This is a genomic window from Collinsella sp. Sow4_D11, assembly GCF_052116465.1.
Lineage (GTDB): Bacteria > Actinomycetota > Coriobacteriia > Coriobacteriales > Coriobacteriaceae > Collinsella.
Genome location: NZ_JBQKLA010000001.1, coordinates 42,455 through 54,987 on the forward strand (window position 1 = coordinate 42,455; position 12,533 = coordinate 54,987).

The following is a 12,533-nucleotide window of genomic DNA, read 5'->3' on the forward strand; positions in this document are numbered from 1 at the left end:
AATGCTGCTCAAATCACTTCGCTTATTAAACTTCAGACAGTACGAAGGAGCTCAGCGTGTTGAGTTCTCGGTTGACGGTGATAAGAACGTCACCGTTATCCTTGGCGACAACACGTTCGGCAAGACTACACTGCTTCAAGCTTTTAACTGGTGCTTTTACGGAAAGGTAAACCTACTCAATCCGGAAATGCTTCTGAACTACGACGTCGCAGATAGGATGGGAAATGGTGAGACTGCTGACGTTGAGGTCGAGATCGAGCTTGTTCATAATAATCGGCTCTACTCTCTTTTGAGAAAGCAGACTTATTCAAAGATTGGCGGAAACGTACGAGGCGACGCGCCTACAAAGAAAATGAGCTTTTTCAGGCCAGACGGGCAATCCGAGCCGATTAATCCAGGTAAAGTCGATGAGGTCATCAAGTCGATACTTCCAGAAGACCTCTCGAGCTATTTCTTCTTTGATACGGAACGCGTTGCGTCCGTCAGCACAAGAAAGGACCTTAGCTCCTCCGTCAAAGACCTTGTTGGCCTGTCTGTGCTCTACAATGCCATGAAGCACCTCGGCGATAAGAGCCACAAACGCTCCGTTATCGGAAAGCTTTACGATTCCATGGACCAGGACGGCGACGAACGGGCGGCTCAAGCTCTTAGGATTATGCAGGACGCGACTGATAGGTGTGAAGCGATAAAAAATCAGCTTGTTGAGTGTGACGGCGAGCTGGAACAATTGAATGCGCAGAAGGCGCAACTTGATGAGAAGCTTCGAAATAACGAGGATACAAAAGCGCTGCAAGCTAAGAAAATGAAGCTCGAGGCCGACGTATCTCGCGATGAAGCAGCAGTAGAAAAGACCAAGAGCCTTCTGAGGCACGATTTCAGCGATAATTCTCTCCGTTACTTCATTGGGCCTCTCGTCAATAAGGTAGAGCTCCTGTTGAAGGATGCCGAGCTCGACGATAAAGGGATCAAGGATTTGACTAGGCCAGCTCTAGAGGAGATTCTCGAAAGGGGGGTTTGCATTTGCGGTCTGAAGTTCAGTGAGCATGCGGACGCTGTGGAGCATATCAAAACCGAAATGCGCTATTGTCCGCCGGAGTCTATCGGAAACGCGGTCAAAAACTTCCGGGGAGACATCGTCAATCTAGCCGGCGATGTCAGTCGCATCCTTGATAGCATGAATGACCGCAAGGCAAATATCTATACAACGTCACAACGCATCGATCAAGCGCACGACGATATCGACTCACTCAGCTCTAAAATAAAAGAACTCTCTAAAATAAAAGAACTTCCAGATCTCGGCCGATATGAGGCAGCAAGAAATGACGTCAAAAAGCAAATCAGGAAGAAGGTGAATCAGCGCGATGCACTCATGCGAGAGGACGGCGCTCTGAAGGCTAAGGCTGAAAAGGCAAGAAAGACTTATGAGCTTTTTTCTGTCGCCTCTAACAAGAATAAAAAAATTATTCGCTATATCAGATATGCCGAAGCCATATCTCAATGGCTTGATGAAACTTATTCTGAGAAAGAATCTGAGATTCGTGAAACCCTGCAAGAACGGGTAAACGCTATCTTCGAAAAGATGTATCACGGCAAAAGGCGCGTTGTTATCGATGCGAACTATCAAGTAAACCTAGTTACTGATCTAAATGGCACGAGTAAGATAACTGGCGAATCAGAGGGTCTTAATAGAGTCAAGAACTTCGCATTCATAGCTGGACTCGTCTCAATTGCAAAGGATAAGGTCGTGACTAAACTTGGCAAGCAGGAATACGATCTTTCCTCGGAACCGTACCCGCTTGTGATGGATGCGCCATTTTCGAACACCGATGAGACCCACATAGCAAACATTTCGAAAGAGCTGCCTATGGCTTCGGAGCAGGTCATTATGTTCGTGATGAATAAAGATTGGCGTTATGCCAAGCCCGTGCTTGAAGGCCGAGTTGGCGCCAGCTATGTGCTTTCAAAGATAAGCGAACAACATTCGAAACTGGTGGAGGCATAAATGTTTGAACGCGATATTACGCTGACCGGCAAACACGCCACCTATGTTAAGTACTTTAGAGACGACGCAAAGCTGTATGCCCGTTACGTTGATGTCTATATGAACGGTGCTATTTTTGGCCTTTTGCACAACCGTCGAGCTGAGAAAGACTCCGGAGACGCTACGGCGAACATTCTTGCCGATACCCTGCAAAGAGAGCGAAATAAATGTGTTCTCTTGTATCGTCTTGTAATGCTGCTTGATGAGACATCAAATCTTGATGTACAAGAGAGGATCAATCGTGCATTCCGTGACGATGCGGACGATGCCGCTCCTGGTAAGCTGGTCGCCAATATGGAACTTTTCAATTCGTATGTGCGTGGGGGAATTGAAGAGATGTATGAGCAGTTCATAGACGGTCACGGTGTAACGGCAGACGAGTACCTCGATCGCGCCATGGATGTCATGGAGACTTTTAAAGACGAGCTTGATGATGTTGATTTTTCAGATAAATTAGAGTCTCTTATGCAAGGATAGATGCGTTGAATGACGGCGCCGTAACGCTTGAAGATGAATATCAATGGTTTGATCAATTGGCTGTTCTGCCAATCGACGCTGCCGCCGTGTGGTTTTTTTCAAACTTAGGATATCTGGACGAGGGCAAAGAAGTTGATATAGCCGCTTGTTCGTCTGACAGACTTGTGTATTCACTTTTGCCCGAGGATAAACTTCTTTCTGATGAGGACAGGCGCGCGCTAGGCATGATTGATAAGTGTGCGAAGATCGCCGCTTTCTATAGCTCTGATTACGAAGAGCCGTCTACTGACATTGATATCTACGCTGTTGATCTAAAAGATGCAGGCAGTATGCGTAGTGAGGCGGCTTACGGCATTCATGCGGTTTTTTCAAAATTTAACGATAATCCTAGTGTCGTCTTTTTTCGTAGCGAAAAATCCGTTTTGCTCTCGTTTCTCCAAGCAACGGGCGAGGGCTCTGTAGCCATCTATCTTTCGGATTGGCTTACGTTTGACACAGTTGATATCGGGCAGCTCGAAAGAATTCATATTGGATCATGCTCACTTCTGAGCTCGATCGACTTGTTCGATTCTCTAGAATTCGAAGCTATAAGGGACTACTATAAATATCCGCTATCGCGCTATATTGCAGCCTATGAGGTTGTCTTTCCTTCTGTTAACTATTCTTCCATGGTCGACCTTTCGGCATTTACCCGCGAGGATCAAAATGAAGCGATTGAGGCGGTGCTCAACACTTATGCCACTCGATATGGTGATGACTATATTGATGGCTCGCTTAAGGAAATCGACCAGGAAGATTGTGTCGATCTCGACGATCTCGAGTGGGAGGCGCAAAGTCTCGGACTAGACGACGATGAGGGCTTTAGCTCATTAGACGATGTGAGCGCCAAAAAGAGCCTAACTTCTATATTGACCCCTCCATCTGACGTGATGGGCGATCCGATTGCCCTTCTGGATTGGCTCGAGGGCAACGCGGGCGGAAGTAATGGACGGGACTCTGAGGAGGTTTCAGCTTTTCATGCTGTTCCTGTTGGCAAAACCCCTCCTCCGGTTGGAAGCCATCTCAGACATGCCGGCCTTGGAGAAGGCGTTGTAACTTGTGTTAATCGGTCTCCGCATGGTGAGGCGGGCTTATATGTAAGCGCCGAGTTTGCAGGTACGTCAAGGTCATTTGCATTTCCTCGTGCATTCGAAAGTGGAGTTGTTGAACTCTTGGGCTGACTTTTTTTCTTTAGCGATATTGATTATGTGGATGTAGAAGTCTCTTGTGGGACCATCGCCGTAATGATTGGAGTCCAGACAATCTGACTTATCGAAATGAGAAGTTGCAAAATAAATGGTTGCGATTGGCTCCTAAACAGGGCTCTGTTAAAGGCAAATCGAGTGTTTGATTCGCTTTTGGGGTGCTTACAAACGTTGTAATAGCCTGTTCAGTAGGCAGTGATCAAAAGGTTCTGCTGATCACGAATGAACCACGCTGGCGCTTGTGTGATTTGAGAAACGGCATGCAACGGCCGCACGTCACCATGGCACTGCCTGCGTTCGCCTACACCCCCGCAACCCCGCGCGCGGCACTCAGCAGCTCGTACTCCCTCTGGCTCCACTGGCGCAGTTCGGCCGCGCGTACGGCGTCGCGGCACAGGTCCAAAAACACCTCAGCGCCCTCGCAGAAGCACTCGCGGGCAAAGGCGCCGAATCCGTCCGCAACGCACACGCCGTCGGCGAAGAGCTTCCAGCTAGACGGCTCGCGCGAGTCGTCTCCGAGCAGCTTGATCTGCAACACATGCGGATTGCCAGCAGCACAGAGCTCTTCCTCGAGCACCTGCACCGTAAAGCGCATCTGGTGGGAGAGGCTGCTCTTGACCATGGCCGAGGCATAGCCGTTCGGCTCGTCTAGAAGATGCATTCGTTTTGGCTTGGCTGCCAGGTTGTGGAAGTTGCGCTCGCTGCGCACGGAGAAATTGTCCATACGGATTCCTTTCATCGATGTTGGCAGGGCCACCGTGCCTCTTGGCCGGTTGGCGTCGGGATCGTGGAGCCAACTCTCTACCCCGACTCTGGATAAAACGCGCCCGCTCCTTGCGGGCAAGATGGAGTCTATCAGCGCGCGCGGACACAAATCAAGCGTCGCCTGCGAAATGATGTGCAGACGGCGCTTGATTACGCGGCAATTATTCGGCCAACATCCGGAAAAGTGTCGAAATCAGCCGTAAGAAAGTACGGAAAAGTGTCGGAATCGGCACCTCAAAAGTACGGAAAAGTGTCGAATCTGACGGTCTCAACATTCGGAAAAGTGTAACCGGATAACAAAACAGCACGTAGAAGCTGGTGCTACATATGGACGTTTCAGCCGCCCTCAGCCCTCGCTACTCGTCCCCGTCGTTGGGGTCGCCCTTGAGGTTGTTGACGTCGAGGTAGTCGTTGCTCTCGTCCTCTTTTTGCTGCGTTGCCGATTCGGACTCGACGGGGCTGCGGAACAGCTGGAATCCCTCAAATGCGATTACGCCAAGCAGCACTACGACGATCGCTATAAAGATAATCTTTGCTACTGGATTGAAATCCAAAAAGCGCGGCGCCTCTTCTGCGGCGTAGTAGTCGCCATAATAATCGTCGTTATCAGTGTGGCTATCGGTGTATGAGGATGTGGGTATAGCTTGCGCATGGTCGTCCGGCTCGTATTCGGAAGCGGACGCGGCGACAAGCGGATTTACCGGCTCGCCGAGCGTCGGCGCGCCGGCAGATGTTTCGTCCAGATCGGCATCAGCCCAGGAATCGAAGGCAAACTGACGGGTCGCAAAGTCGTCGAGATCTGCAACGGGCGGTTCGGGCGCAAGATGCTGCGCCGCGGCGATAAACGATGCCGTCTCGGAAGGATCGCCTGCCGAATGGGTTTTGCCGCTCATGTGCTCGTCGGCTGTCCAGGGGCGATCGCTCATCACGTCGTCGAGGCTCAACGCAAACAGATCGTCTTCGCCCTCGTCAAACGCGCGTTTCGCATGCCTGGCGGCAGAAGCGAAGCCTCCGTGGCCGTTGCGCGATGCGTTGCTCGACCCCATCTTGTTCCATCCTTTCGAACTGTCTATTTCATCGATTATATGGAACTTGCCTTGCGGCCGAGTCTTGGATTCGTGCATTCCAGAACTCGCGCCCAAAAGGGGAGGGGCGCAGGCGCGCTGACTATTTGTCGCCGGCGGCAGCCTTTGCCTCGTTGAGGTAGCTATAGAAGCTGTACTTAGAGATGCCAAAGAACTCGCAGGCACGCTCGCTCGACTTGGAAATGAGGAAGGCGCCGCGACGATCGAGGTAGCCAATGGCGCGAATGCGCTCATCTTTGGTCATAAGGGCTGCGGGCTTGCCCACGTATTGCTCGCACTCGCGCAGCAGATCTTCGAGCAAGTCGCCGATGGTTTTGGTAATGGGCTCGGGCTCGCTGTAGCCCGTGCCGTCGGTGCCGGTAAAGGCATCGAGCGAGCGCTCAAAAGCTTTCATGAGCGTAATGTCATAGTTAATGCCCAAAATGCCGACGGGCTTGCCCTCGTCGTTGCGGATAAAGATGGTCGAGGACTTAAGCAGCTTGCCATCGGCGGTTTTGGTGAGGTATGGCTCGCGGTCGTGCACGTCGGTGGTGTCCTCGTGCATGGACTCAAACACAATATGGCTGGGGCCGTCGCCCAGCTTGCGCCCGCTTACATGGCCGTTTTCGATTACCACGATGGAGTGGTCCACGTCCTCGGTCTCCAGATCGTGGACGACGACTTCGCAGTTGGGGCCAAACTGGAGCGCCAGGCCGTGTGCAAGGCGCTTAAAAAACTCAATCTGTGCGGGGGTCATGGGTGCCTTCCTAAAAATTAGTTTGGGCACACTTTGCCATAAACCCCACTTGTTCGCAAATAACGAAAGTGCCGCTGCGTTATGAGCGCAACGCCGTCCGTTGGTTTCAGGTCTAAAGCCGGGTTGAGGTAAGCCATGTAAAGGGGGCGCTCTGCCAACCGGCGGGATGCCCCCTTTTTGCATCGTGGGCGTGCGGGATAAGCGCTTTCGATGTAGATGCCCCGCGACGCGCGTTATGGGTACGATGGCTTCAGGGGAGGTATCGCCATGAAACTTGGTTGCGTCATTATGGCTTCGGGCGAGGGCAAGCGGTTTGGCTCTAACAAGATGCTTGCCGATATCTATGGCGAGCCGCTGATTGCCCGGACCATCGATTCGGTTCCCCGGGGCTTTGACGTTGTGGTTTCGACGCGTTGGCCCGAGGTTGCTCAGATTTGCGAGGACAAGCATTGCCCGTGCGTGCTGCATGATGGCGAGCTGCGCAGCGAAAGCGTCCGTGCGGGCCTTTCGTGGGGAGTCGATCACAACTGGAAAGGTTGCCTCTTTTTGCCGGGCGACCAGCCGCTCGTGAGTTCGGATTCTTTTGAGGCACTCGCCGGTGCTTTTAAGGCCAACGGCGGTGTCGCGCCCGTGCGTCTTGCCCTGAACGGCGAGCCGGCCTCTCCGGTGCTGTTCCCCGCGAGCTTCTTTCCTAACCTTATGGGGCTTAAGGGCAAGGACGGCGGATCGTCGCTGCTGCGCGGCCGTGCCGATATCCAGTTGGTCGAGGCACGTGCCTACGAGCTGTGGGATGTCGACACCGCCAAGGGCCAGCGCCGCGTCTCAGAACACGTTGCGGCCTGCTACGTGCCCCGCTAGCAGGGGGTGCCGCCAGGGTAGCTAATTTGGGACGGGGCTCTTTTAGCTACCCTGCCTACCTGATGATTTTTCTCTCAACATGGGGTAGCTAAAAGAGCCCCGTCCCAAATTAGCTACCCCTGGAGGCTGGTGGCGACGACGGGGCGGCCGAGGGCTGCTTCGAAGCGGGCGGCCATAGCCGGGTCGCTGAGCGTGTCGACTTGGTTGAGTATGACGTGCGCGGCGTCGAGCCTCAGCGCCTGCATCTCGGCATTGAGCACCTGGGCGACGCGCTCGGGCGTGGCGATGTCGGTGGTCTCGCAGCCGCAACGCTCGCAAAAGAGCTCGGGGCGGTGGACGGCTTCGTTGATGGGCTTGCCGAGCCCCGAGGCGCCAACGATCCAGACGATGTTGGCCGTGCCAGAGGGAATCACCGGCTCCCAGGCGGCGTGCGCTTTGAGCGGGAGCCGCTTGCTGCCGTCCGCCTCGGCCAAGACGTAGTTAAAGCGCTGTGCCAGCTCGCCGAGCGGCTCGGCGGGGGCAGAGAGCTTGCCCGTCTCGGGGTCCAAGACACCTGCTTGGCAGATGCTTCCCCGCGCAAGGCCCGCGCAGGCCTCGCAGGTGCAACCGGGGACATGTGCGGCGCCCGGCTTCCAAGGTGCGGCGTCCAGGCGACGACCCGGCCCGTCCCATGGCACGCCGGCGACGGGAAACATATGCGTGGTGGTGCAGAGGAGCACGCGGCCGCCCGCGCGCATAAGCTCAAGGCCGAGCGTCTTTAGCAAGGTCGACTTGCCGCCGCTGCCGATAATCGCGGTAATGCCCGGCTCGATCCTGAGCGCCGAGGCGAGATTGCCGCTAACCGTTTCCATCTGTTCACCGCCGTATAATACTGTGATAATAAATAATCATCAGAGTAGCGGCCGAACCGCTTTTGCTCTGCTCAAACCGTAGCACAGGGAGGTGCCCCGGAAATGCTCGTTTATGTTCGCGGCGCTGGCGATATCGCCACGGGCGTCGCCGCCCGTTTGGTGCGCGCCGGCGTGTCGGTTGTCATGGCCGATATCGCGGTTCCCACGTGCATCCGTCGCACGATCAGTTTTTGTGAGGCCATTCGCCTGGGCGAGGTCCAGGTCGAGGGCATTCGCGCTCGCTTGGCGCAGACGCCGGCAGAGGCGCTTGCAATTACCCAGGCCGGCGATGTTGCCGTCGTGGTGGATCCCCAGGCCAAGATGCTCGGCGAACTTAAGCCCGCTGCCGTGGTCGACGCGATCCTGGCTAAGCGCAACTTGGGCACCACGCGCGATATGGCGCCTGTCGTCATCGCCGTAGGACCGGGCTTTACCGCGCCGGTCGATTGCGATGCCGTGGTCGAGACCATGCGCGGGCATTTCCTCGGCCGCGTCATCACCCAGGGCTCGCCCCAGCCCAATACGGGCGTGCCGGGTGTCATCGCCGGCTATGGCAAGGAGCGCGTTATCCACAGCCCCGCCGCCGGCGTGTTTAGGTCCGACCATGTGATTGGCGACATCGTGAGTGCCGGTGATGTGATTGGGCATGCGGGCGACACTCCCATGGTCACGCAGATTGACGGCTGCTTGCGCGGCCTTTTGGCCGACGGCGTTCTGGTGACCGAGGGCTTTAAATGTGCCGACGTCGACCCGCGTGGCGATGCCAGCTATATCAACTATATTTCGGACAAGGCGACGTCGGTCGGCGGCGGCGTACTCGAGGCGCTCGCCATGTTCACCGACGTTTTTAGGGGATAGGAAGCGACGATGGAAAAGCTCGATGTGGTGAATGCTGCGCTTGGCGCTCTGAAGGCTGGTAGGACGTGCGAGCTGGTGGTAGTTGCCGGCACGGCAGGGTCATCGCCGCGCGGCGTGGGTGCCTGGATGGCCGTCTTTGCCGATGGCAGCCAAGCGGGTACCATCGGCGGCGGTAAGATTGAGCTCCTTGCGCTGGACGAGGCGCGCGAGCTGCTGGCCGCAGGGCAATCGCGCCTGGTCCGCTACACCATGGGCGGCGAGAACTCCGATACCGGCATGATCTGCGGCGGAGCCATCTGCCTGTGCTATCTGCACCTGGATGTATCGCAAGCGCCGTTGTTCCAGTCGGTTGCCGACGTCTTGGCGTATCGACGCATCGGCGACTTCGTCATCGACTTTGAACCGTTTATCGCAAGCGCGCTCGAAAGCGACGCCGCCGAATACCATGGCGAGGAGTCGCGCCGCACCATTGTGGGTTGCCCCGGGCTTTCGCTGACGGAAGAGGGGAGTAAGGTCACCTACACCAACGCCGCCTCCGAGATTCCCCCGGCGCACATCGAGACGCTTTGCCCCGAGGGCCTGACCTACATCTTTGGCTGCGGTCACGTGGGCGCCGCGACGGCGCGCGTGCTCACGGCGGCGGGCTTTGCCGTCGTGGCGTGCGATGACCGCCCCGGCACGTTGACGCCCGAATGGGTGCCCGGCGTCTACGACCGTCGTCTGGTCGACTACAAGAACCTGGACGAGTTGTGCCCCATCGGTCCGCGCGATCTGGTAGTCGTCGCCACGGCGGGTCACAAGTCCGATATCGATGTGGTGATTCAGGCCATGCGCGCCAAGCCCGCCTATTTGGGTTGCCTGGGTTCGCGCCGCAAGACGGCCTTTGTGCGGGCTCGCTTGGAGCAGGAGGGCTTTACGCAGGACCAGATCGACGAGCTGCACCTGCCGATCGGCGTTGCCATTCAGGCCGAGGACACCGAAGAGATCGCCATCTCCATCGCCGCCGAGATGATCCATCTGCGTCGCACCAAGCTCGTCCCCCGCAAGCGCTAGTCGCATCCCAGGGGTAGCTAATTTGGGACGGGGCTCTTTTAGCTACCCTGCCTGCTCGATGATTTTTCTGGGACGGGGATTTAAAAATCATTAGGTACGCAATGATTTTTAAATCCCCGTCCCAGAAAAATCATCTCGAGGCGTTCGCTCACTGTTGGGTAGCTAAAAGAGCCCCGTCCCAAATTAGCTACCCCAGCCCTCTGCCGCATGCGGGTCAAAATGTTACCTGCGCCATATGCCCTATAATGTCCGCCCGTTGGGCGGCATAGGGCCGCTGCCTAGGGTATGGGAGGCGCAAATGGCAGAGTCGGTGGCAGGGGACGCCCTGTTCGAGCGTACGGGAAAAGTTTCGTTTGTGCAGGTATTGCCCCATGCACTGCAGCATGTGCTGGCGGCATTCGCGGGTATCGTTACGCCCGCTATCATCATCGCGTCGGTCTGCGGCTTTACCCCTCAAGAGGAAGCCGCCGTCATTCAGGCGTCGCTGGTCCTCTCGGCGCTTGACATTTTCCTTCAACAGTTCCCCATAAAAGGCATCGTCGGCTCGGGCTTGCCCATCGTGATGGGTGCGAGCTTTACCTTCGTGCCGGCACTTAAAGCGGTCGGTCTTGAGCTTGGTTTTGAGGCCGTTCTGGGCGCTCAAGTTATCGGCGGCGCGCTCGTCGTACTCTTCGGTCTTTTGTTTAAGCGCGTGAGCTTTCTGTTCCCAGCTCCGGTGCTCGGTACCGTCATCTTTGTCATTGGCCTGTCGCTGTGCCCGGTTGCCGTGGCGTCCATGGCAGGCGGGGAGGGCGCGGCCGATTTTGGCAGCGTCACCAACTGGACCGTCGCGCTCGTGACGTTTGTCGTCACCTTTATGGTCGGTAACTACGGCAAGGGCGCGCTCAAGCTGGGCAGCATCCTGGCCGGTATCTGCGCAGGTTTTGTCGTTGCGGCGGTGTTGGGCATGGTCGACTTCTCGGCTGTCGCGACTGCAAGTTGGTTTGCCCCACCGGCGTTTGGCGCCCATCGTCTGGTGTTCGATCCAGCGGCGTGCGCCGTGGTGGGCGTTGTGGCCATCGTGAACGCCGTGCAGGTTATGGGAGAGTTTGCCGCCGTGTCCTCTGCGGCGCTCGATACCCCCGCGACCGATAGTCAGATCTCGGGCGGATTGATCGCCAATGGTCTCGTCGGTATGCTCTCGGGCTTTTTGGGCGGCGTCCCCACGGCAACCTTTGGCCAGAATGTGGGCATCATCGCCGAGAACAAGGTCGTCAACCGTATGGTCTTTACGCTCGCAGCCGCCATTCTGCTCGTCGCGGGCCTGCTGCCCAAGTGCGCGGCAGTGCTCACGTCCATTCCGCAACCGGTGATTGGCGGCGCCACGATCGGCGTGTTCGCAACCATCGGCATGAACGGTGTGGTCATGTTTTCCCGCCACGGCCTGTCTCAGCGCGATACCACGCTCATGGGTCTCTCTATCGCCTTTGGCACGGGCATTGAGCGCACGGCCGGCGCGCTTGCCGGCGCTGGATTCCCCGCATGGGTCGACACCGTCTTTGGCGGATCCTCCATTGCCGTCGCCGCACTTGTCGCCGTCGTCCTCAACCTGGTCCTGCCTCGCCAAAAATAACGCCCCATATATGAGTTGCGGTGAAATACGGATTGTTTAAGCCGGTTAAGCTGTCAAACAGTCCCTATTTCACCGCAACTGTTTTTTGGGACCCATTTGTGCGAGGGAGTTGTGGAGTTGTGCAGGCAGACGAGGTTTTTCTGGAAATACGCACCCAATGCGCGTATAGTACCGATTGTTTTGTCGGCTCCTGCTGCGTCGAGTCCAAACCGCGAAATGCCATGAGCGGCGCGGATGCAGTCAGGAGGCACGAGGACAACCCACCGTGGCCACGCCCCGTGCTTAAAACCCCAAGAAGGAGTGAACAATGGCAGAAGAGAAGTATGTGCCGCGTCTGAAGGCCAAGTACAACAACGAGGTCAAGCAGCAGCTTCAGGACAAGTTCCAGTACGAGAACGTCATGATGATCCCCAAGTTTGAGAAGATCGTCGTGAACATGGGTGTCGGCGAGGCCGCTACCGATTCCAAGGCCATCGACGGTGCCGTGCGCGACCTGCGCGCCATCACCGGCCAGCAGCCGATGATCACCCGTGCCCGCAAGTCCATCGCTACCTTCCGCCTCCGCGCTGGTATGCCGATCGGCTGCAAGGTTACCCTGCGTGGCGACCGTATGTGGGAGTTCTTCGATCGTCTGACCTCCGTCGCTATCCCCCGTATCCGCGACTTCCGCGGCATCTCCGCCAAGAGCTTCGACGGCCGTGGTAACTTCTCCATGGGCGTCACCGAGCAGCTCATCTTCCCCGAGATCGACTTTGACTCTGTCGACCACCAGCGTGGTATGGACATCACTTTCGTGACCACCGCCAACACCGATGAGGAGGCCAAGGCCCTTCTGGACGCCTTTGGTTTCCCGTTCAAGAAATAGGTTCACCTGCCCTATAAGCGCCGTTCCCACAAGGGGGCGGCGCTTGGGG

Annotated in this window: 12 protein-coding genes and 1 riboswitch; of the genes, 8 read left to right on the forward strand and 4 right to left on the reverse strand. The window is 56.4% G+C overall.

What is annotated here, in order from left to right:
* The first annotated feature begins 1 nt into the window (after nt 1).
* The 3 genes from ACTQ40_RS00185 to ACTQ40_RS00195 are packed head-to-tail and all read left to right on the forward strand — an operon-like array spanning nt 2 to nt 3,738.
* Nucleotides 2-2,002, forward strand: a complete 2,001-nt coding sequence (locus ACTQ40_RS00185; RefSeq protein WP_441563053.1) for an AAA family ATPase — start codon at nt 2-4, stop codon at nt 2,000-2,002.
* Nucleotides 2,003-2,518 carry a hypothetical protein gene (locus tag ACTQ40_RS00190; RefSeq protein WP_441563054.1) on the forward strand — a complete coding sequence of 172 codons (516 nt, stop codon included), beginning with the start codon at nt 2,003-2,005 and terminating at the stop codon, nt 2,516-2,518.
* A 5-nt stretch (nt 2,519-2,523) separates the two neighbouring features.
* Nucleotides 2,524-3,738 (forward strand): hypothetical protein, encoded by a 1,215-nt coding sequence (locus ACTQ40_RS00195; RefSeq protein ID WP_441563055.1) that lies wholly within the window; start codon nt 2,524-2,526, stop codon nt 3,736-3,738.
* A 325-nt stretch (nt 3,739-4,063) separates the two neighbouring features.
* Here ACTQ40_RS00195 and ACTQ40_RS00200 read toward each other — a convergent pair whose 3' ends face one another.
* The 3 genes from ACTQ40_RS00200 to ACTQ40_RS00210 form a co-directional block, all read right to left on the reverse strand.
* A complete protein-coding gene (locus tag ACTQ40_RS00200) occupies nt 4,064-4,486 on the reverse strand; it encodes a hypothetical protein (RefSeq protein ID WP_441563056.1) in 423 nt (140 codons plus the stop codon).
* A gap of 8 nt (nt 4,487-4,494) precedes the next feature.
* Nucleotides 4,495-4,585, reverse strand: a riboswitch (SAM riboswitch).
* Between the two features lie 298 nt (nt 4,586-4,883).
* On the reverse strand, nt 4,884-5,573 hold the full coding sequence (locus tag ACTQ40_RS00205) for a hypothetical protein (RefSeq protein ID WP_441563057.1): 690 nt from the start codon (nt 5,571-5,573) through the stop codon (nt 4,884-4,886).
* A 121-nt stretch (nt 5,574-5,694) separates the two neighbouring features.
* On the reverse strand, nt 5,695-6,348 hold the full coding sequence (locus ACTQ40_RS00210) for a helix-turn-helix transcriptional regulator (protein WP_441563058.1): 654 nt from the start codon (nt 6,346-6,348) through the stop codon (nt 5,695-5,697).
* A gap of 267 nt (nt 6,349-6,615) precedes the next feature.
* Here ACTQ40_RS00210 and ACTQ40_RS00215 point away from each other — a divergent pair, with 267 nt between their 5' ends.
* A complete protein-coding gene (locus ACTQ40_RS00215) occupies nt 6,616-7,206 on the forward strand; it encodes a nucleotidyltransferase family protein (RefSeq protein WP_441563059.1) in 591 nt (196 codons plus the stop codon).
* Between the two features lie 113 nt (nt 7,207-7,319).
* Here ACTQ40_RS00215 and yqeC read toward each other — a convergent pair whose 3' ends face one another.
* Nucleotides 7,320-8,057, reverse strand: a complete 738-nt coding sequence (yqeC, locus tag ACTQ40_RS00220) for a selenium cofactor biosynthesis protein YqeC (protein WP_441563060.1) — start codon at nt 8,055-8,057, stop codon at nt 7,320-7,322.
* A gap of 102 nt (nt 8,058-8,159) precedes the next feature.
* Here yqeC and yqeB point away from each other — a divergent pair, with 102 nt between their 5' ends.
* From yqeB to rplE, 4 genes are all read left to right on the forward strand, one after another.
* Nucleotides 8,160-8,954: a selenium-dependent molybdenum cofactor biosynthesis protein YqeB gene (gene yqeB / locus ACTQ40_RS00225; RefSeq protein WP_441015027.1), complete on the forward strand. Its 795-nt coding sequence runs from the start codon at nt 8,160-8,162 to the stop codon at nt 8,952-8,954.
* 9 nt (nt 8,955-8,963) lie between these two features.
* Nucleotides 8,964-10,007 carry an XdhC family protein gene (locus ACTQ40_RS00230; protein WP_441015025.1) on the forward strand — a complete coding sequence of 348 codons (1,044 nt, stop codon included), beginning with the start codon at nt 8,964-8,966 and terminating at the stop codon, nt 10,005-10,007.
* A 298-nt stretch (nt 10,008-10,305) separates the two neighbouring features.
* On the forward strand, nt 10,306-11,619 hold the full coding sequence (locus ACTQ40_RS00235) for a uracil-xanthine permease family protein (RefSeq protein ID WP_441038792.1): 1,314 nt from the start codon (nt 10,306-10,308) through the stop codon (nt 11,617-11,619).
* Nucleotides 11,620-11,926: 307 nt separating this feature from the next.
* On the forward strand, nt 11,927-12,484 hold the full coding sequence (rplE, locus tag ACTQ40_RS00240; RefSeq protein ID WP_154516073.1) for a 50S ribosomal protein L5: 558 nt from the start codon (nt 11,927-11,929) through the stop codon (nt 12,482-12,484).
* The last annotated feature ends 49 nt before the right edge of the window (nt 12,485-12,533 follow it).

Excerpts from the sequence above, each read along its gene's own strand:
- ACTQ40_RS00185 (WP_441563053.1), top strand. The coding sequence starts at position 2 with ATGCTGCTCAAATCACTTCGCTTATTAAACTTCAGACAGTACGAAGGA.
- ACTQ40_RS00190 (WP_441563054.1), top strand. The coding sequence starts at position 2,003 with ATGTTTGAACGCGATATTACGCTGACCGGCAAACACGCCACCTATGTT.
- ACTQ40_RS00200 (WP_441563056.1), bottom strand. The coding sequence starts at position 4,486 with ATGGACAATTTCTCCGTGCGCAGCGAGCGCAACTTCCACAACCTGGCA.
- ACTQ40_RS00205 (WP_441563057.1), bottom strand. The coding sequence starts at position 5,573 with ATGGGGTCGAGCAACGCATCGCGCAACGGCCACGGAGGCTTCGCTTCT.
- ACTQ40_RS00210 (WP_441563058.1), bottom strand. The coding sequence starts at position 6,348 with ATGACCCCCGCACAGATTGAGTTTTTTAAGCGCCTTGCACACGGCCTG.
- ACTQ40_RS00215 (WP_441563059.1), top strand. The coding sequence starts at position 6,616 with ATGAAACTTGGTTGCGTCATTATGGCTTCGGGCGAGGGCAAGCGGTTT.
- yqeC (WP_441563060.1), bottom strand. The coding sequence starts at position 8,057 with ATGGAAACGGTTAGCGGCAATCTCGCCTCGGCGCTCAGGATCGAGCCG.
- yqeB (WP_441015027.1), top strand. The coding sequence starts at position 8,160 with ATGCTCGTTTATGTTCGCGGCGCTGGCGATATCGCCACGGGCGTCGCC.
- ACTQ40_RS00230 (WP_441015025.1), top strand. The coding sequence starts at position 8,964 with ATGGAAAAGCTCGATGTGGTGAATGCTGCGCTTGGCGCTCTGAAGGCT.
- ACTQ40_RS00235 (WP_441038792.1), top strand. The coding sequence starts at position 10,306 with ATGGCAGAGTCGGTGGCAGGGGACGCCCTGTTCGAGCGTACGGGAAAA.
- rplE (WP_154516073.1), top strand. The coding sequence starts at position 11,927 with ATGGCAGAAGAGAAGTATGTGCCGCGTCTGAAGGCCAAGTACAACAAC.